Source organism: Epibacterium sp. ABZ3_068, from assembly GCF_056159265.1.
In genome coordinates this window covers 2970670-2987887 of record NZ_JBSWUV010000001.1, presented here as the reverse complement: position 1 = coordinate 2987887, position 17218 = coordinate 2970670, and the positions used below count along the sequence as shown (strand labels likewise).

Annotated in this window: 14 protein-coding genes; 5 read left to right on the top strand and 9 right to left on the bottom strand. The window is 57.1% G+C overall.

Going from position 1 to position 17218, the window contains the following annotated elements; all coding sequences use genetic code 11:
* Positions 1 to 25: 25 nt before the first annotated feature.
* From ACXAEW_RS14295 to ACXAEW_RS14280, 4 genes are all read right to left on the bottom strand, one after another.
* Entirely contained in the window at positions 26 to 1456 is a 1431-nt protein-coding gene (locus ACXAEW_RS14295; protein WP_474941956.1) for a nickel-dependent hydrogenase large subunit, read from the bottom strand.
* Positions 1453 to 2445 (bottom strand): NADH-quinone oxidoreductase subunit B family protein, encoded by a 993-nt coding sequence (locus ACXAEW_RS14290; protein ID WP_474941955.1) that lies wholly within the window; start codon positions 2443 to 2445, stop codon positions 1453 to 1455. Before ACXAEW_RS14290 ends, ACXAEW_RS14295 begins: the two co-directional genes overlap by 4 nt.
* On the bottom strand, positions 2442 to 3779 hold the full coding sequence (locus ACXAEW_RS14285; protein ID WP_474943039.1) for a sensor histidine kinase: 1338 nt from the start codon (positions 3777 to 3779) through the stop codon (positions 2442 to 2444). Before ACXAEW_RS14285 ends, ACXAEW_RS14290 begins: the two co-directional genes overlap by 4 nt.
* Before the next feature lie 146 nt (positions 3780 to 3925).
* Positions 3926 to 4555, bottom strand: coding sequence for an NAD(P)-dependent oxidoreductase (locus ACXAEW_RS14280; RefSeq protein WP_474941954.1), 630 nt, complete (start codon positions 4553 to 4555; stop codon positions 3926 to 3928).
* Between the two features lie 122 nt (positions 4556 to 4677).
* On the opposite strand from ACXAEW_RS14280, the gene ACXAEW_RS14275 reads away from it, so the two are divergent.
* Positions 4678 to 5262 carry a TetR/AcrR family transcriptional regulator gene (locus tag ACXAEW_RS14275; RefSeq protein WP_474941953.1) on the top strand — a complete coding sequence of 195 codons (585 nt, stop codon included), beginning with the start codon at positions 4678 to 4680 and terminating at the stop codon, positions 5260 to 5262.
* A gap of 30 nt (positions 5263 to 5292) precedes the next feature.
* Here the strand turns inward: ACXAEW_RS14275 and aroB are convergent, their stop codons facing one another.
* Positions 5293 to 6396, bottom strand: coding sequence for a 3-dehydroquinate synthase (aroB, locus tag ACXAEW_RS14270; protein ID WP_474941952.1), 1104 nt, complete (start codon positions 6394 to 6396; stop codon positions 5293 to 5295).
* On the bottom strand, positions 6396 to 6983 hold the full coding sequence (locus ACXAEW_RS14265; protein ID WP_474941951.1) for a shikimate kinase: 588 nt from the start codon (positions 6981 to 6983) through the stop codon (positions 6396 to 6398). Before ACXAEW_RS14265 ends, aroB begins: the two co-directional genes overlap by 1 nt.
* A gap of 218 nt (positions 6984 to 7201) precedes the next feature.
* On the opposite strand from ACXAEW_RS14265, the gene ACXAEW_RS14260 reads away from it, so the two are divergent.
* The 4 genes from ACXAEW_RS14260 (at position 7202) to ACXAEW_RS14245 (ending at position 11702) form a co-directional block, all read left to right on the top strand.
* Positions 7202 to 8743 carry a hypothetical protein gene (locus ACXAEW_RS14260; RefSeq protein WP_474941950.1) on the top strand — a complete coding sequence of 514 codons (1542 nt, stop codon included), beginning with the start codon at positions 7202 to 7204 and terminating at the stop codon, positions 8741 to 8743.
* Positions 8744 to 8745: 2 nt separating this feature from the next.
* Entirely contained in the window at positions 8746 to 9720 is a 975-nt protein-coding gene (locus ACXAEW_RS14255; protein ID WP_474941949.1) for a site-specific tyrosine recombinase XerD, read from the top strand.
* A gap of 81 nt (positions 9721 to 9801) precedes the next feature.
* Entirely contained in the window at positions 9802 to 11115 is a 1314-nt protein-coding gene (locus ACXAEW_RS14250; protein WP_474941948.1) for an HlyC/CorC family transporter, read from the top strand.
* Positions 11112 to 11702, top strand: coding sequence for a nucleotidyltransferase family protein (locus ACXAEW_RS14245; RefSeq protein ID WP_474941947.1), 591 nt, complete (start codon positions 11112 to 11114; stop codon positions 11700 to 11702). Before ACXAEW_RS14250 ends, ACXAEW_RS14245 begins: the two co-directional genes overlap by 4 nt.
* Positions 11703 to 11766: 64 nt before the next feature.
* Here ACXAEW_RS14245 and ACXAEW_RS14240 read toward each other — a convergent pair whose 3' ends face one another.
* The 3 genes from ACXAEW_RS14240 to ACXAEW_RS14230 all read right to left on the bottom strand — a co-directional run bounded on the left by ACXAEW_RS14240 (position 11767) and on the right by ACXAEW_RS14230 (position 17209).
* Positions 11767 to 15171: a Hint domain-containing protein gene (locus tag ACXAEW_RS14240; protein ID WP_474941946.1), complete on the bottom strand. Its 3405-nt coding sequence runs from the start codon at positions 15169 to 15171 to the stop codon at positions 11767 to 11769.
* A gap of 764 nt (positions 15172 to 15935) precedes the next feature.
* Entirely contained in the window at positions 15936 to 16814 is an 879-nt protein-coding gene (locus tag ACXAEW_RS14235; protein ID WP_474941945.1) for a substrate-binding periplasmic protein, read from the bottom strand.
* Entirely contained in the window at positions 16805 to 17209 is a 405-nt protein-coding gene (locus ACXAEW_RS14230) for a c-type cytochrome (RefSeq protein WP_474941944.1), read from the bottom strand. The genes ACXAEW_RS14235 and ACXAEW_RS14230 overlap by 10 nt, the downstream gene beginning before the upstream one ends.
* Positions 17210 to 17218 lie beyond the last annotated feature (9 nt).

Here is a 17218-nt window from a genome sequence, read left to right as displayed (position 1 = left end):
CAGTGCAGCGATGCAAAGCCAGCCCTTAGTGAACCGTGCAAACCATGCACGGATCAAAGCTGCGCACAATGTGTTGAACGCTCAGCGGTGTCTCTTCCCCTTCGGCCACCGGCGCGCCAACCAAGGCAGCCTCAACCGGACCTGGCACCCCCCGGCTGTCGCGCGGACTGAAATTCCAGGTGGTTGGTGCGATGATCTGATAGGAGGCGATTTTACCTCCTTCGATCCGCAGCCAATGACCCAGACTGCCGCGCGCGGCTTCCACCAGCCCGATCCCCTCCCCCTCCTTTGGCAGGGTCACATCACGCATAAACGCGGCCTCTGGCTGAATGCCCTGCACAAGCGCCTCTACCGCGATTTGGGTCAGAGCGATTTCCAACATGCGACCGACCACGCGCGCGCGGACACCGTTTTCATCTGCCAGAGCACGTGCCAACGGGTGGCCGTCAATCACCTGCCGTGCCAAAGCACCGGTTTCGTAGACTTCCCCGCCTAGGCGCGGTGCTTTGCACCAGCTATAGGCCTCCTCGCGCATGGTTTCATCCGGCACGGTCAATCCTTGCGTCGGATGGGAGGCCTCCCCCAGCATCCAGGCATGGCTCAGATCTTCCTGAAGGCTATCCAGGACCAAGGGCCCAAGCTGCCCCTGCTCCCACAGGCCTGGCGCAAACATATGCCCAACCGCCGTTGGGTAAGCGCCATAGGACAGATATCGCGCCCGTCCAACACCCGATGATTTCAGGTCAAGCTCGGCGGCAATCTCCAGAAACAGCCCGATGTCGCCGGTGCGCCAGTTTTCCAGAGCCTCCGCCGAGGACAACGATGCGAAGTCTTCCACCGGGGCACCAAACAGATGTTCTTCGAGGTAGTGACGAAAAGTCTTGAGATCCGCCGCAATCCGGATCTTGTCCCGAAGACTGGGCGCCCGCGTGACCCCTCCGGGTTGAATGGCCAAAGTATGCGGCCACTTGCCCCCCAAAAGCCCGACGATATGGAAAAGCTGCGCGCGCGCCTCGGTCGCGGCCCGCAAACCGGACCCCTGTAACGCCGTAAACCGGGCAACTGCACGGTCGTGCCATGGGCGCTTGGCGTAATCCGGGCGGGCAAAATCCGGCATAAAGAAGAGATTGAAATGCGTCAGATGATCCGCGAGATTTTCCACCGCATGCAGAAGAGCGGCAACTTTCTCCCCCTCGGGCGCAGGGTCCGCCCCTGCGACATCAGCCAATGCCCGCGCCGCTGCCGCTGATTGGCTGATGGAACAAATGCCGCAGATCCGTGGCGTGATGGTCAGCGCATCAATCGGGTCTTTGCCCTGCAGGATCCGCTCGAACCCGCGAAACAGTGGCGAATTCACATAGGCCGCGCTGACATGACCCTCACTTACCTCAAGCCGGATCTCCAAATCGCCTTCAACCCGGTTAAACGGCCCCACCAACAGGGAAGTTTTGGTCATGATTTTGGTGCTTTCAGTGTAGGCGGGACTTTAATTCGGTCAGAGGTCGCATTGGCACCGATCCGTTTTGGTGTTGCCGCCTTGGACAGGGACGCCAGCGCCATAAACCAGGCTTTGGGCATATCGCTGGGCAAGCCCACCGGAATGCCGCCGAACTTTGGCGTTTCAGTGAATTTATGGCCGGGCTCTTCGAACTCGGGGGCGGTACAGTTGATACATGGATAGCCTGCGCGCGTGCAACTGCCGGCTCCGTTCCAACCCCGAATGTTGCAGTCCCCCACGGCCTGGGTTCCAACGCAGCCCAGATGCTCCATCATGCAGCCAATCTCGGACAGTTTGGTGGCACTGGCCTTATATTCATAAAACTCATTCTTGGGACACGCATGGTGGATCAGCGTATCCGCATAAAATCGCGGACGGGCAAAGCCGTCCAGACTGCTGGTCCGCATCTCTCCGGCGGCCAGCATCATCAACGTCTCTGTAACCCAATCCGGGTGGGTCGGGCAGCCTGCGACATTGATCACCGGCAACCCGGATCTGCTTTTGAAGTCCGCTGGCAGCACGCCGCCTTGATGCGTGCCTTCATATTGCAGGCCAGAGGCGTCCGTTACATTTTCACCAGCCGAGCTGACCCCTCCAAAGGCTGCACAGGTGCCAACGGCCACCACATGCTGCGCGAGCGGTGCCAGACTTTGCACCCAATCGAGCATACTGCGCCCCGTCCCCCCCAGCATGTGAAACTTGCCTGTACCGTTGGGTCCGCGGGTCACGGCACCTTCAACACAAAGAATATCCAGAGACCGCTCACCCGTCTCAATATCGTTCAGCAGGCGGCGCACTTCGGCGCCGGTCTCAACACTCAGCGAGGGGTGCCAAAGAAACGACAATCCCGCCCCCGACAAGAGATCCAGCACATTCGGGCTTTCGGCGCATAAAAGAGACATGGTGCAGCCGCCACATCCCGCAGATTGCAACCAGAGAATATTCAAAGAGTCTCTCCTCGTGGCAGGTCCAAACGGAAACAGGCCCCGCGTTCAGTTTGCGGCAACAGCGTGAGCGTTCCACCGTGTTCCTCTGCGATCTTGTGGGAAATCGAAAGTCCAAGCCCGGTTCCATCCCCCACTGGTTTTGTCGTGAAGAACGGATCGAAAATAGCACTGCGCAGTTCATCCGCAATCCCCGGCCCATTGTCACAGACCGTAAGCCTGGCGCGACCTTCACAATAGGTGAGATCCATGGTTATTTCCAAAGTATTATCAAGTGTTTCGCAGCCGTTCATCGCATCAACAGCATTTTGAACAAGGTTCATGACAACCTGTTGCACGTGCCCCGGACGCCCTAGAGCGATACACCGGGCTTCGCCTTTGAACATGATGCGAATGTCGGATTTTGTCCCGCGCTTGACCCATTCCGCGGCCACACGGGCCGTATCCGTCAGATCAAACGGTGCAAAATCGCCCGATCCGTCGGCCGACAAGCGCCGCAGGTCTTCGACAATGCTGCGCACCCGTTCGGAGCCATCACGCGCACCTTCAATTGCAGTGCGCAAATTCCTGAGATCACGGTCTAATTTCAGAGTTTTTCGCAGTTCGATCAAATCTTCCCGCGCCGCACCAGCCTGCACCCGATCGAAATAGGTTTCGAAACGATCCAGATATTTTTCAAGCGCATGGGTATTGGCATAGACGAAGCTGATGGGATTGTTCAGCTCATGCGCAACACCGGCCAGCAACCGCCCGAGCGAGGCCAGTTTTTCGTTTCGCACCAATTGCATCTGGGCCTGTTTTAAATCCTCGTGGCTTTGTTCCAGCTTGGAAAACGCGCGCCGCAGGACCCCCAAAGGCCGACCAGTTAGAACAAATCCCGTGACCCGGCGACGCTTATCCAGTCGCGGTGCCAGTTTGAATTCTACAGGTTCCGCGCCCGACGGTGTGCGCAGATTGGCTTCAAAGGTTACTTCCTGTTTGAGAGCACCAACCTCTGCCAACCCGTCCAGCAATATCTGTTTGTGCTCTTCCGTGACGAAATCCACGATATCGCAGCCAATCAGCCGATCCGGTGTCAGCCCCACCACCGCCGAAAACGAGGCGCTGACCTCGGCCATACTGCGATCTTTTGATGTCACCACCAGATAGTCACTGATCGAAGCCATGACGGATGACAGGAACGACCGAAGCTGCAACATCTCTGCGTTGCGCGCTTCCAGTTGCTCCTGATAGTCGATCATCTCCGCATAGGTTTTGTCGACGGCCTGAAGGACGTCGTTCCATGCTTCTTCTCCAAGATCGAGTGAGTTTTCGATGGCTCTACCTCCGGGACGGATCTGCACGACCCAAGGCAAAGCCTAAGACATTTTCCACCAAAAGCAAAACCTTACAGAGAACCTTCGATTTTGCCCCTATGGTAACGCCCAATTAACAGGGCGTTACCTGCATTCGTTCATCTTCGCGGTTTGACTGCCTCTGACATTCAATATGACAGGCTCGGCGCTTGGTGCAGAAAGGTGGCGTTGTCGATCTGGCGCACCATAAAGTCCGCCACATCCGCGCGCCGCATTTTCAGCGACAGCTGACCGCGTTTTTCCCGCAAATCTCCGACGTGATATGTGCCCAGCGGATCACCATCCTGAAAGGCTCCGGGACGTACAATAGTCCAGTCCAGACCGGAGGTTTTTACAAGATCTTCCTGCGTGTGATGATCCGCAAAGGCTGCGCGCAGGAGCAGGCCGAACATGATACGCCGCCACCAGAAATTCAAAACCGGCTCACTATCTCCAACCCCCAAGGAAGACAGGCAAATCAAACGCTTAACACCAGTTTCTTGCATGCCAGAAACAATGGTTTTGGTCCCCTTCGTGCGAATTTCCCCCTTCATCCCGGCCCCCAAGGCACAGATCACGGCGTCCTGCCCCTGAAGAGCCGCAGCCACCTGCCCAGCGTTCAAAACATCCCCCCGCAACATATGCGCATGCACGCCCTCTACTCCCTCGGGCCACTGCCCACGGCGGGAAAATCCGGTCACTTCGTGGCCCTGTGCTTGAAGACTTTTTACGACATGCTGGCCGATGCTTCCGGTCGCGCCAAATACAATCACTTTCATCGTCGATCCTCTTACCTTTTCCAAAACTTGACACATCGCCAATTGACACAGTGTCTATTTACACCATGTCAATTTACACAGTGTCAATTGACATGGTGTAAACATTGTGATTGATTGACACCATGTCAAGTGAGAAAAATGAAACCCGTGAAAAAATCCTGACCGCATGTTGGCAGCTCACAGAGGCCAACCTGGGCAAAGGGGTCCGTATGTCCGACATCGCCAAAACCGCTGGCGTGTCGCGACAAGCCTTGTATCTACATTTTGAAAACCGCGCTGACCTTCTGATTGCCACAACGCGGTTTATTGATGAAAAACAGAATATTACAGAGCGACTTGAACCTTACAGAAGTGCAGAAACCGGCAGCGACAAACTGCGGGAACTGGTGACATTCTGGGCGCATCAGATGGAGATAATCCAGGGAATGGCACGCGCACTTCTGGCTCTGCGGGCCACCGATTCTGAGGCGAATGCAGCCTGGCAGGAACGAATGGAAGCGTTGCGCGCAGAGATTCGCACTACGTTTGAACAGATCGAGACCGAGGGAGATCTGGCACCTGGCTGGGCGGTGGACAGCGCAACCAATATGCTATGGTCAGCCATGTCGTTCCAAGGGTGGGAACAGCTGAAGCAGGCGCCTGATTTCAGCACCGAGGCTTATATTGCCGACATGTGGTGGCTGGCAAAGCGTGGGTTCCTCAAATGAGGAACCCAAACAGGTTTTGAATTCAAAACCTTAGAGAGCGTCTTTCATGACCTGCACCACCGCTTCACGCGGCACATCCGCGGTCACGAAGGCCTCACCAATGCCACGCGCCAGAATAAAGCGCAGCTGGCCATCAACAACTTTTTTGTCCTGCGACATCAGGTCGGCCAGCGCCTCGGCGTCCGGCAGTTCACCCGGAATGTCGCTGAGGTCGGTTTTCATGTTCATCGCTTTCAGATGGGCCCGCACACGACTGGGGTCTTCCTGACTGCACAGCCCAAGGCGTGCAGACAGTTCAAAAGCCAAGGCACAGCCGATTGCAACGCCTTCCCCATGCAGCAGCCGGTCAGAATAGCCCGTGGCGGCCTCCAGCGCGTGGCAGAAAGTATGCCCCAAGTTCAACAGCGCGCGGTCGCCCTGCTCGGTCTCGTCTCGCGCAACGATATCCGCTTTCATCTGAACAGAGCGGGTCACCGCCTCGACCCGCTTTTGCATATCACCAGACGCCAGCGCCGGGCCGTTTTCCTCGAGCCAGTCAAAGAACTCAGCGTCCCCCAGAAGACCGTATTTGACAACCTCACCATACCCGGCAAGGAAATCACGCGGCTTGAGCGTTCCCAGAACTTCGGTATCGGCCAGCACCAGCGACGGCTGATGGAAAGCACCGACGAGGTTCTTGCCATGCATGGTGTTGATACCGGTCTTACCGCCGACAGAGCTGTCGACCTGTGCCAGAAGGCTGGTCGGGATCTGTACAAACCGCACCCCACGGCGCAGCACGGCGGCCGCAAACCCGGCCAAATCGCCGATCACACCACCACCAAAGGCGACCACAACGTCATTGCGCTCTACCTTCTTGTCGAGCAGCCATTCAACAGTGCGGGTAAATTGCGGCCAACCTTTTGTGCTTTCACCTTCGGGCAAAGCCAGCGCTTCCATTTCTACCCCTGCGGCGGCAAGCCCTGCGCGCAAGGCGTCCAGATGCAGACTTGCGACGGTTTCGTCGGTGATTACAGCTACCTTGGGACGGCGCAGCAAGGGCAAGATCCGTGCGCCAGCCTCTGCAATGAGCCCAGGGCCAACAATGACATCATAAGAGCGTTCGCCCAGATCGACGTGAACCGTTTGTTCCATCACTTCCATTCCAATACGTCGGGACGGGCGCGCAAGGCGTCCAACACCCGGTCTACCATATCTTCGATTGTCGCCTTACCGTCCGAAACCACGGATATATCCGCCAGTTGGTACAGTGGCACCCGCTTTTCATAAAGCTCCTTGAGCGTTGCAAAAGGATCTGCGGTCCGCAGCAATGGACGGGTATCGCGATGCCGTACACGGTTCCACAGAACCTCCAGATCCGCCTGCAAGCATACAGAGGCACCAAAATGAGAGATATTGTTGCGGTTTTCCTCTGACAGAAAGGCCCCGCCTCCGGTCGACAGAACCCCGCGTTCCTCCTCCAAGAGGCGGTGAATCACCATCCGCTCCTTTTCGCGGAAAAACGATTCGCCGTGGCGTTCAAATATCTCCGGAATGGTCATATTTGCAGCCGTTTCGATCTCGTGATCGCTGTCCAGGAACGGCACGCCAAGACGCTGGGCCAATGCTCGGCCCACCGCGGTCTTTCCCGCACCCATCATACCCACCATGACCACAGTCTTGTGGAGCTCACCGGGCTGCGCCGGTTCGGTCGGCGCGTCTTTGTGCTCTTTTTCGCTCATTCTTCCGTGAATGACGTGATATTGCTAAAAAGGCCATATATAACTTTTAGAAAAGACAGTGAAGCGGGCAGAGCATACAATGGGGCGCATATTCAAATACTTGTTTTATTTGGTGATATTGGCGGGCATCGGATTAGTCGTTTACGCCTATATCGGACCATTCTTCGGAGCGGATTTCAGCGCACCAACCAGTGAAGTGCGCAAACCGGTGATTTTGGATGCAAATTAAACCAGTTGCGGCGGCCTTGCATGCGGCATTGGCCGTTTGGGCCAGTGCAAGTACGGCACAGGAACCCCTGGCCGCCATCGACTGGCTGAATGCCGCGCCGCAACCGGCGGCCTTACCCGAAACGATCCTTTTGGAACCTCCTGTTGCGGGCAGTGCAACGCAACCGGAAATCACAGTGACCCCGTTACGCAGCGTGCCCCAGCCCGTCGGTTTGGTGTCAGCGGCGACCACAGGGCTGCCCGCGGACCTCTGGCGTGGCAGTGATCCAGAGGGTCTGGCCCGGTTGATCACATCAGTCCGCGTGACGGATACGCCAGCCATGCAGGCGCTTCTGTTCACGCTTTTACTGTCAGAGACCCGCCCCCCCGAAGAAGATCAGGATCAGTTATTGCTGGCGCGTTTGGATCGCCTAATGGAGCTTGGCGCAACCGACCCTGCCCAGGCTTTGGCGCAGCAGGCGGACCCGACCAAGACAAGTGACCGTTTCAAACGCTGGTTCGATGCCAGCCTGTTGACCGGCGATGAGGACCGCGCCTGCGCCACGCTGCACCAGGCACCACATCTGGCCCCAAGTTATGCTGAACGCATTTTCTGTGACGCGCGGCGAGGAGACTGGGCCACTGCGGCACTGCTGCTCGAAAGCGCCCATACTCTGGACCTTTTGCCCGAACAGGAGTTGGGGCTTCTGGACCGTTTTTTGAACCCGGACGTTTTTGAATTTGCTCCGCCACCTGCGGCACCTGCCACGGTCACCCCGCTGACGTTTCGATTGTTTGAAGCCATCGGCGAACCACTGCCGACCTCGAATTTGCCGCGCGCCTTTGCCTCTGCGGATTTGCGCGATCTGGCCGGATGGAAAGCCCAGTTGGAAGCCGCCGAGCGGCTGGCACACATCGGGGCCCTGCACCCGAACCAGTTCATTGGCTTGTTCAGCGCCCGCAAGCCCGCGGCATCTGGAGGGATCTGGGACCGAGTTTCCGCGCTGCAACGTTTTGAAACGGCTTTAAGAACAGGCAGCCCGGAAGCTGTTGGAAAAACCCTGCCCCGTGCTTGGGAGGCCGCCAAAGAAGCGGGGGTTGAAACCGGGTTTGCCGAACTTTTTGGGGAAGAATTAGCCCGGTATGACCTGACCGGTGCCGTTGCAGAGCAGGCATGGCGTATTCGGCTGCTGGCGCCGGAATATGAACTGGCTGCCATGCTGCCCCCAAGCGACAGCGCCGAAAACAATTTCCTGGCCGCAGTTGCGATGGGCAAAAGCAGCACAAATGCAGAAGGTCTTTCATCACGCCAGTCCGCGATCTCACGCGCGTTTGCAGAGGACGCGACCCAGACGTTGGTGCCGTCCTCGTTGCGCCAAAAGATCGAAAGCGGACGCCTCGGAGAAGCCATTTTGGACGCAATGGTCTTGTTCGCACAGGGAAGTGATGGCAATTGGGCAGCGCTCAGCGGTGCCTTGGCGACCTTCCGTCTTGTTGGATTGGAAGAAACGGCGCGCCGCGCGGCCCTGCAACTCCTTCTATTGGAACGATAAACATGCCAGCGCCCGCCTCTTCTCATGACTGGATTTCGCTGTTTCTGGATGCTCAGGCGGCCGAAATCGGAGCCGCGCGCAATACGCTTCTTGCCTATGGGCGCGACCTGCGGGATGTGGCGGGCTGGCTGGGGCATCGCAAGCTGAGCTTTGCAACCGCAGAACGCGAGCATGTCGAAGACTACCTGATTTCCTGCGACGCCCAAGGCCTGTCCAAATCCACCCGCGCGCGCCGCCTGTCCGCGATCAAGCAGATCTACCGTTTTGCATTTGAGGAAGGCTGGCGATCGGACAATCCCGCGATCCAGATCAAAGGGCCCGGACGATCCAAACGCCTCCCCAAGACGCTGGATATCAGTGAGGTGGACCGGTTGCTGGATGCGGCGCGAAAATCCGGACGCAACCAATCAGACCGGCTGCGGAACACCTGCCTGCTGGAACTGCTTTATGCGACCGGAATGCGGGTCAGCGAACTGGTTTCTTTGCCCGTTGCAACGGCACGGGGCAATCCGCAGATGCTTTTGGTTCTGGGCAAAGGCAGCAAAGAACGATTGGTGCCCCTGTCCCCCCCTGCCCGTGCCGCATTGGCAGCCTGGATACAGGTGCGCGACGACGTGGATGAGGCGGCTCAAGCCAAGGGAAAGCCCACGTCCCGCTTCCTGTTTCCGTCGCGCGGGCAAGCCGGTCACCTGACACGCCACAGGTTTTATCTTCTGGTCAAAGAGCTCGCGGTGGCTGGGGGTGTTTCACCGGAAAAGGTCACGCCGCATACCCTGCGCCATGCCTTTGCGACGCATCTCTTGGCCAATGGGGCTGATTTACGGGCCATTCAGGCCATGCTGGGGCACGCGGATATTGCGACCACAGAGATCTATACCCATGTGCTGCAAACCCAGCTTGAAGAACTGGTCCATGAACACCACCCACTCGCTGAGGCCGCTGCGTCGGCGCAACCCCTAACGGAAAAACCCAGATAATCCGGTATCTTCCCCAGATACCCTTGATCGACGCCGCGCGGGTGCCCATAACCAGATCAAACCTAACCTAGAGCGCGATTGATGGATATTTCGGACGTATCACCCTTTGACAGCACTTTCTGGATTACCGCCGGAGGGATTTTGCTCCTTTTGGTATTGTCTGGTTTTTTCTCGGGCTCTGAAACTGCGCTTACCGCTGCATCCCGTGGCAAGCTGCGGCTGCAGGCTGACAAGGGATCGCGGGGCGCACAAAGAGCGCTTGCTGTGACCGAGGACAGCGAACGGCTGATCGGCTCGGTCCTGTTGGGCAACAACCTGGTAAACATCCTCGCGGCATCGTTGGCCACTGCTCTGTTTACACGCGCCTTTGGCGAAAGTGGCGTAGCGCTGGCCACCCTGGTCATGACTTTGCTGGTACTGATTTTTGCCGAGGTTCTGCCCAAGACCTATGCCATTTCCAACGCCGAGAAAGCAGCCTCGACCGTTGCGCCGATCATCGGGTTTCTGGTGACCATCCTGGCCCCCGTTGTTGGGGCGGTGCGTCTTCTGGTGCGCGGCGTCTTGCGCATCTTTGGGGTTCGGATCGACCCGGACAGCCATATCATGGCCGTACGCGAAGAGATTGAAGGCGCGCTGAACCTAGGCCACTCTGAAGGACTGGTGGAAAAAGAGGACCGCGACCGGATTCTGGGCGCGCTGGATCTGTCGGAACGCTTGGTCGAAGAGATTATGCTCCACCGTTCCAACATTGAAATGATCAATGCCGGCGACGCCCCCGAGGCCATCCTGACCCAATGTCTGGAAAGCCCCCACACCCGTTTGCCGGTCTACAAGGATGAGCCGGAAAACATCATTGGCGTTGTGCACGCCAAAGATCTGTCCCGCCAGCTTTATGCCCTTGTCAGCGCGGCCAATGGGGATGGCGCAGTGCTCAAGAATTTTGAAATCACCGATGTCGCCAAACCGCCCTATTTTGTCCCCGAAACCACGTCGCTGGATGACCAGATGCGTCAATTTCTGCGTCAGCGGTCGCATTTCGCTTTGGTTGTAGATGAATATGGCGCGCTGCGGGGATTGATTACGCTTGAAGATATTCTTGAAGAAATCGTTGGCGAGATTACCGATGAATTCGACCCCGATGCCGAGAAGGTCGCGATCAAAAGCGCAGACGGGCATTTCATGGTCGACGGGGCCACAACAATCCGTGATCTTAACCGGGCCACAGATTGGTCGCTGCCGGATGAGGAAGCCAACACTATTGCAGGCCTTGTGATCCACGAAGCCCAGATGATCCCGACCATTGGCCAGGTCTTTTCGTTCCATGGCTTCCGATTTGAAGTGACCGCCCGCGAAGGCAACCGGGTGACCGGCCTCAAAGTTCGCCCGTTAAAGTGACGGGTCGCGTCGCGATCCTCTTGTTGGCAGCCGGGCAATCCACACGTATGCGCGGGGCTGACAAGCTGATGGAGGAGGTCGACGGAAAGCCTCTGCTTGCGCGCATGTGTGACCGGGCAATGGCAACAGGCCACCCCTGTTTTGTGACTCTGCCCGCCGCGTCTCATCCACGTAATAACCTGATTGGTGCGGCGACGCCCGTTTATGTTCCCAACGCATCTGACGGCATGGGCATTTCCCTTCGAACAGGCGTGTCAGCGTTGTCGGCCGATTTGGATGGGGTCATGATCCTGCCCGCGGATATGCCAGAACTCCACACATCCGATCTGACGGCTGTTATCGACGCTTTCGAAGGGGCGGATGGTCCAGTGATCCGCGCGACAACTGTGGAGGGCACGCCGGGGCACCCTGTTCTGTTTCCCAAACGGCTCTTTTCCGGCTTATACGCGCTTGATGGAGATGAAGGCGCACGGCGCGTGCTGAAAGGGCAGCCGGTAAAAGCGGTCGCCCTGCCAGGCAACCGCGCGATGACAGATCTCGACACACCAGAAGCCTGGGCAAACTGGCGCGCCTCGCGCAACTCCTAGCCACAAGAAAAGGCAGGCCCTCACAGACCTGCCTTTTTTTTGTGTTTTCCAGATCTGGCGGAGCTTAATGCACCAGCAAACGCGCCTCGTGTTTCTTGAGAGACCGGCGGGCCGAGACAAAGTTCTCCCGGCCTGCTTCGGACTTCAGCTCTGGGAAAATCGCAAATATCTCAGCCCGTTGCGCGCTGTCCAGGCCACGCAAGGTTTGATCCCCCGGCTGGAAGCTCTCGGTCCAGGCACCGTCTGACAGGACAACCTCATGTTGGTCGAACATAAAGTGAATATAGGTGACCTCCCCGGTCTGCACCGCATCGATCCCCTCCAGACCCACCAGATGTTTCGCAGCCACCAGAACTTCGCGGTCTTCGAAATAGAGCGCGGTTTTGTCATTGGCCACCAAAACACGGTGGTTTGGAGACACCAGCATATCACGTTCGGGCAAACCGTTGCCAAGCGCACCTTGGCAGATCAAAATCGGCTGCAGTTTTGCGTTAGCGGTCATATCCTGACGGGTCATGTGACGCTGACCATACCAGCGGATTTCCTGGATCCCGTTGTCGCGGGTGATCACACGGTCTCCCACTTTCAGATCCTCAACCCGGCGCTCCCCTTGAGGGGTTGCGATGAGCGTGCCTGGCGTAAAGCAGGGAATAACACTTTCGATCTCAGAAAAGGTCGCGGTTCCAGTCAGCGCACCATCCGAATCGTAGTACGAGACCGTACCGCTTTCGCGATCAGGCGATGTGTATTCAACCGACAAGGAACCGCCGGGTTCAGCCGTGCCCGTCAGGTCCAGAACGTCAACGTCTGAGCCATCCGGGTTTTCGCCGCCCACGATAACATCGCCGACACCCGCGCCGGTGATGCTGTCGGAATCCAGCCCGCCGCTTACACTGTCGGCCTGATCATCCGCGCCAAGGTCAATAGTGTCTTCGCCCAGACCACCCGAAAGTGTATCCGCGCCTTCGCCACCCTGAATACTGTCTGCCCCGCCGCCGCCGCTGACCACGTCATCGCCGTCACCTGCCAGGATGGTGTCATCGCCATTGCCTGCGGTCGGGTCAATCACAGGATCGGAGTCATAGCTCACGTCATCACTGTCAAAAGAGGCACCGGACTCGCCCAGGTCGATATTGACCTGCACATCGTTGAAGTCGTTGTCCGTCCAGTCCTCAAACCCGATAACCACAGGGCCATCGCTGCCATCCTGGCTGATCAGCTGAATACGGTCTTCGCCGCCGGAGTTCAGATCGGAGTTGGAGTAATAGGTCTCGCCGCCCGGGGTTGTGAAGCCAACACCAACGGTTTCGCCGGGCGCGACATCAACTGTATAGCTCTCACCTATATCATCCCGAGCGCCATCGCTCAGTGGGATGGTGCGGACAATCACACCACTGTCATCCCGCACATATGCAAAGACGGCGTGATTCTGAGAACTCTCTGCTTCGGTGATTGTGATCGTCACCGGGCCAGAGACCACATCGCCGTCGCCGTAGATGGTATCGTCACCCGTGCCGCCAATCAGGCTGTCAGACCCGGAGCCGCCCAAAATACTGTCATCGTCAATGCCACCATCAACGGTGTCGTCACCGGAGCCACCATAAATTACGTCGTCATCGTCCTGACCATAGATGACATCATTGCCTTCGCCACCGTCGATCGTGTCCCTACCGTTGGTGGGGTCCGGATCCGGATCGCGGCCGTCGGAGCCGTCATCGGTGATGTTCAGACCATCCGGGAAGGCAGGATCCAAGCCACCAAAGATCGTGTCGTCGCCTTCGCCACCCTGAATACTGTCAGAGCCTTCGCCCCCCGTAATCTGGTCCGCGTCATTGCCCCCATCAATGGTATCGTCATCAATGCCGCCGTCAATGACATCCAGACCGTCACCACCGGTGATCAGGTCGGCGTCGTCGCCGGTTGTGATCGTGTCGTCTCCTGCGCCAGCATCAACCGTGTCGCGGTCATTGTTCGGGTCGCTATCGGCGGGCACCGCCGGAATATCAGGAGTTGTATCGGTATAGCCGTCAAAACCACGATCCGGCAAAGGCACGCTGCCAGAGGTGTCGATGACGTCATTGCCATCGCCGCCGGTCACACTATCGGAACCGTCACCACCAATAACCGAGTCGTCGCCGCCACCTGCGACAATAATGTCATCACCGTCACCACCATCCAGCGTGTCATTGCCAGGCGTGGGGTCTGTCGGCACAACAACCGGATCGAAGTACACATCCGTAACCTGGACGCCGGAATTGTCGCCGTCCTGCTCATGCTCGATCTCGATCCGGGTGATCGGTCCGGGAATTGTCACAAGAACCGAGTAATTCGGGCTGTCAGTGTCCTCGTAGTTGCCATCGGAGATTGCAGTGTCCGCCCCAGCAACTGTATCCGTGTCCGCCAGAGAAAGGTTGGAACCGGCAGACAGGTCGACTTCTACCGCGTTTCCATCCGCATCATAGGCCGTGACGGTAACACGTGCACCTCCGTCGATGTCGTTGATACGGAACGAGACATCTTCAACCGGGCCAGAGAAATCCAGCTGATAGGCCGCCTGATTTCCATTGCCATTGGTCACAGAACCAAGCGCGCTATTAACGTCAACAGTTCCACCACCAGAATCGATACCGGAAACATTATTTGTTGAGGTTGAGAAATCCGTTTCGACCCCCGGATCCTGATTGAGAACTGAGAAATCTACGGTTACCGTTCCGGTGTTCTGGCTGAAACCGGAAGAGATATTGTCATCGTTGTCGACTTGGCCACCATCGTCGGGGTCGGGTGCCAGATCCCACTGAAACACCTCGCGTCCGGGCGTGGTTGACGTTCCAGGCGCGTTGGTGTCGCCTTCCAGAACGTCGTTCCCTTCGCCGCCAACAAGACTGTCATCACCACCTGCGCCATGCAGGGTATCATCGCCATCCCCACCAAGAATGGTGTCATTTCCTTCACCACCGTCGATGGTGTCATTGCCCGCATCACCGTCGATGCTGTCATCACCGCCGTTGCCCACGATGCTGTCGTCACCAGTTGTGATCACATCCCCTTGAGCGTCGGTAAATCCTAGCTCCATGGTCTCGCCAGAATCGGCACCATCCACCACGCCGTCCCCGCTCGGCAAGAGCCCAGCATCAACCGTGTCAATCGTCTCACCCGAGCCGAGGTAAATCACGTCGCTCACGCCATTGGCGTTCGCATCACTGTCGACTTCGAATTCCGAACCGCCATTCACGTCTTTTGTGGTGTAGTCACCAGATCCAAAATCAACGCGGTAGTTGCCGCTTGAAAGATTCGCAAAGCTGTAGTTGCCGGAACTATCTGTCGTCGTAGTGGCAACAACATTTCCGTATTGGTCCAGCAGCTGAACTGTGCGGCCCTCTACACCGTTATTGGCGTCATTATCGCGTCCATCACCGTCGATATCGGTGAACACGCGACCAGAGATCGTGCCGTTGTTATAATAGGTCATTCTACAATCTCCTCGGCCGCAAAGACCGCACTTTCCATTCGGCTGACACCGCAGACCGACAACCGCCACTCCACCGGAATTCCGGAAAAACGCGGCCAACAAACTCATTTTCAGGGGAAGGCATTAAATGAGCCCTAATCCCGAGCGCCGAATACGGCTCAGGATGTCAGTAAAGACAGCGGGCACACCGGACACACTTGTCCACTGGCGTCGCTGTCAGAAGGCGCAAGAAACCTGCACCTCACTCATTGTATTCTACCCCCCCAAGGGCTCTGACTGTTCTAAAGCCCTGCAGCTTAGCGACAAAGTCCAAAAGTCGCTCCGCACCGCGATAAGGTCCCCAAAACTGACATTTCAAAGTCGTATAAATGCTTACGTGCACGCAATGATTGTAAGATATGTTTCCACAAAAGAGACAAAGCTAGGCTAAGCCAATCAAACTCTACATAATTTTCGGGAATTGTGCACAGCTACGAAACCATCGGCATAGATTCGCCTGTAGGTAATTTTCAGGTCCGCTGACTTGGCACGATGCAGCGTGACTGGCACAGGAAACGCAACAAAACTCCCCCAAAGCCAGAGAATGTCGCGAATTTCGGAACAAGCCATTGTACGAATGCGATTCGTATCGCCGGATAGACTACATTCCTGACCAAACGGATAAGGCTGTAAAAGCCGCAGAATAAAGGCACATGCAGAATGAGAGCCGGACAATAGCACCAAAATTGTCCGGCCAAACAGAGATGTCGTAGCGTTACGCAATCCTATTTTTCCGCGCAACACCCTTTTACACGTAACTCTAGCTGCTCAATGATGTCCTTACGAATGCGTGATCCCGTCGGCTCTGAAATCTCGTCAGGAACACGGGCATACGGGTTTTCAAAGTCCCGGCTTAATTCTTGCCCATAGCGGCCAAGGATCTGATGCAGGCGGCCATCCTGAAACTGACGATCAATAAGGTCCTGAAAGTCCATCTCGGACAGCGCATCCATGTGACGCAGGCTAATGCTCAGCGGGTAATGGCCTGGGATGCCCAGCATATCCGTAGACCTGACAGTAAAAAGATCACCCGGATTTTGATGGATAAACCAGTCATAGGCTATGTTGCTCACGACGCCTGCCGCCACCTTTCCGGACTGTATCGCCTTCAAAATGTCCGCATCGTTCTTATAGGCGACGCGCAGGTCGGCGCCCTGGTCGATCAAAGCAAAATGAGCAAGCGAGGCGCTGGGAGCTGCAATCACCATCCCCGCTAGATCGGCGGCCTCCTCCACCTCTTGCCCCGCGCGGAAAACCAACAAGGTCTGCACATCACTCAAGGCCTGAACATAGCGCGCAAATCCCCCGGGCTTCGGATCTCGGGCAGCCCCCAGAACCACATCGCAGTCTGTGTAGCGTGACTGATACCTGGCCCAGATCCAGTCGATTTGCAGCCGCACCCCCAAATCACGCGCGGCTTCCTGCACGATTTCAAGCTGATACCCTGGTTGCGGACCATCGCTGGAAATGGGCAGCGCATCGCGATTGGCACAGACCTGCAAGACGCCCGCGCGCTGGATATCTTCCATATCACGGGCCCATGCCCCCGGTGCGGTTACCCAGTTTGCAACCGCACAGAGACACAGAACGTGCCTCAACCGCATGTTTCAAGCGCGCCCAATGACAGAATAAACGCCACAAGCTCCCAGCGTTTTTCCTCACTAAACGCATCCTCCCATGGCGGCATAAAGAAAGATCCACTTTCCAGGCCAAAGGTAATGGTATCAAACAGGTAATCCGGTTCGAAACTGCGGCATTGCAGTTTTCGGTGTTTTCCGCCGACGCCTTCGGCACCGTGGCAATAGGCGCAATTCTGGGCAAACCTCAGCTTGCCATTGTCGATATGGGGCTGCAGCTCCAGATCAAAGGGGGCCGTCGCATTTCCGGCGGCCACAGGCGTGGGTGAAAAAGGGGAACCGCCCGTGGCGGCAAAGCTCGATCCGGCGATCAGCCCCGACAGCAAAAACACCGGCACAAGACGAAAGGTAGAGAGTTTCATTGATCCGCT

What these genes read in the sequence shown, in the direction of transcription:
- ACXAEW_RS14275 (WP_474941953.1), top strand. Translation starts at nt 4,678, where the DNA reads ATGTCAAGTGAGAAAAATGAAACCCGTGAAAAAATCCTGACCGCATGT.
- ACXAEW_RS14230 (WP_474941944.1), bottom strand. Translation starts at nt 17,209, where the DNA reads ATGAAACTCTCTACCTTTCGTCTTGTGCCGGTGTTTTTGCTGTCGGGG.
- ACXAEW_RS14235 (WP_474941945.1), bottom strand. Translation starts at nt 16,814, where the DNA reads ATGCGGTTGAGGCACGTTCTGTGTCTCTGTGCGGTTGCAAACTGGGTA.
- ACXAEW_RS14280 (WP_474941954.1), bottom strand. Translation starts at nt 4,555, where the DNA reads ATGAAAGTGATTGTATTTGGCGCGACCGGAAGCATCGGCCAGCATGTC.
- ACXAEW_RS14295 (WP_474941956.1), bottom strand. Translation starts at nt 1,456, where the DNA reads ATGACCAAAACTTCCCTGTTGGTGGGGCCGTTTAACCGGGTTGAAGGC.
- ACXAEW_RS14250 (WP_474941948.1), top strand. Translation starts at nt 9,802, where the DNA reads ATGGATATTTCGGACGTATCACCCTTTGACAGCACTTTCTGGATTACC.
- ACXAEW_RS14240 (WP_474941946.1), bottom strand. Translation starts at nt 15,171, where the DNA reads ATGACCTATTATAACAACGGCACGATCTCTGGTCGCGTGTTCACCGAT.
- ACXAEW_RS14255 (WP_474941949.1), top strand. Translation starts at nt 8,746, where the DNA reads ATGCCAGCGCCCGCCTCTTCTCATGACTGGATTTCGCTGTTTCTGGAT.
- ACXAEW_RS14260 (WP_474941950.1), top strand. Translation starts at nt 7,202, where the DNA reads ATGCAAATTAAACCAGTTGCGGCGGCCTTGCATGCGGCATTGGCCGTT.
- aroB (WP_474941952.1), bottom strand. Translation starts at nt 6,396, where the DNA reads ATGGAACAAACGGTTCACGTCGATCTGGGCGAACGCTCTTATGATGTC.
- ACXAEW_RS14265 (WP_474941951.1), bottom strand. Translation starts at nt 6,983, where the DNA reads ATGAGCGAAAAAGAGCACAAAGACGCGCCGACCGAACCGGCGCAGCCC.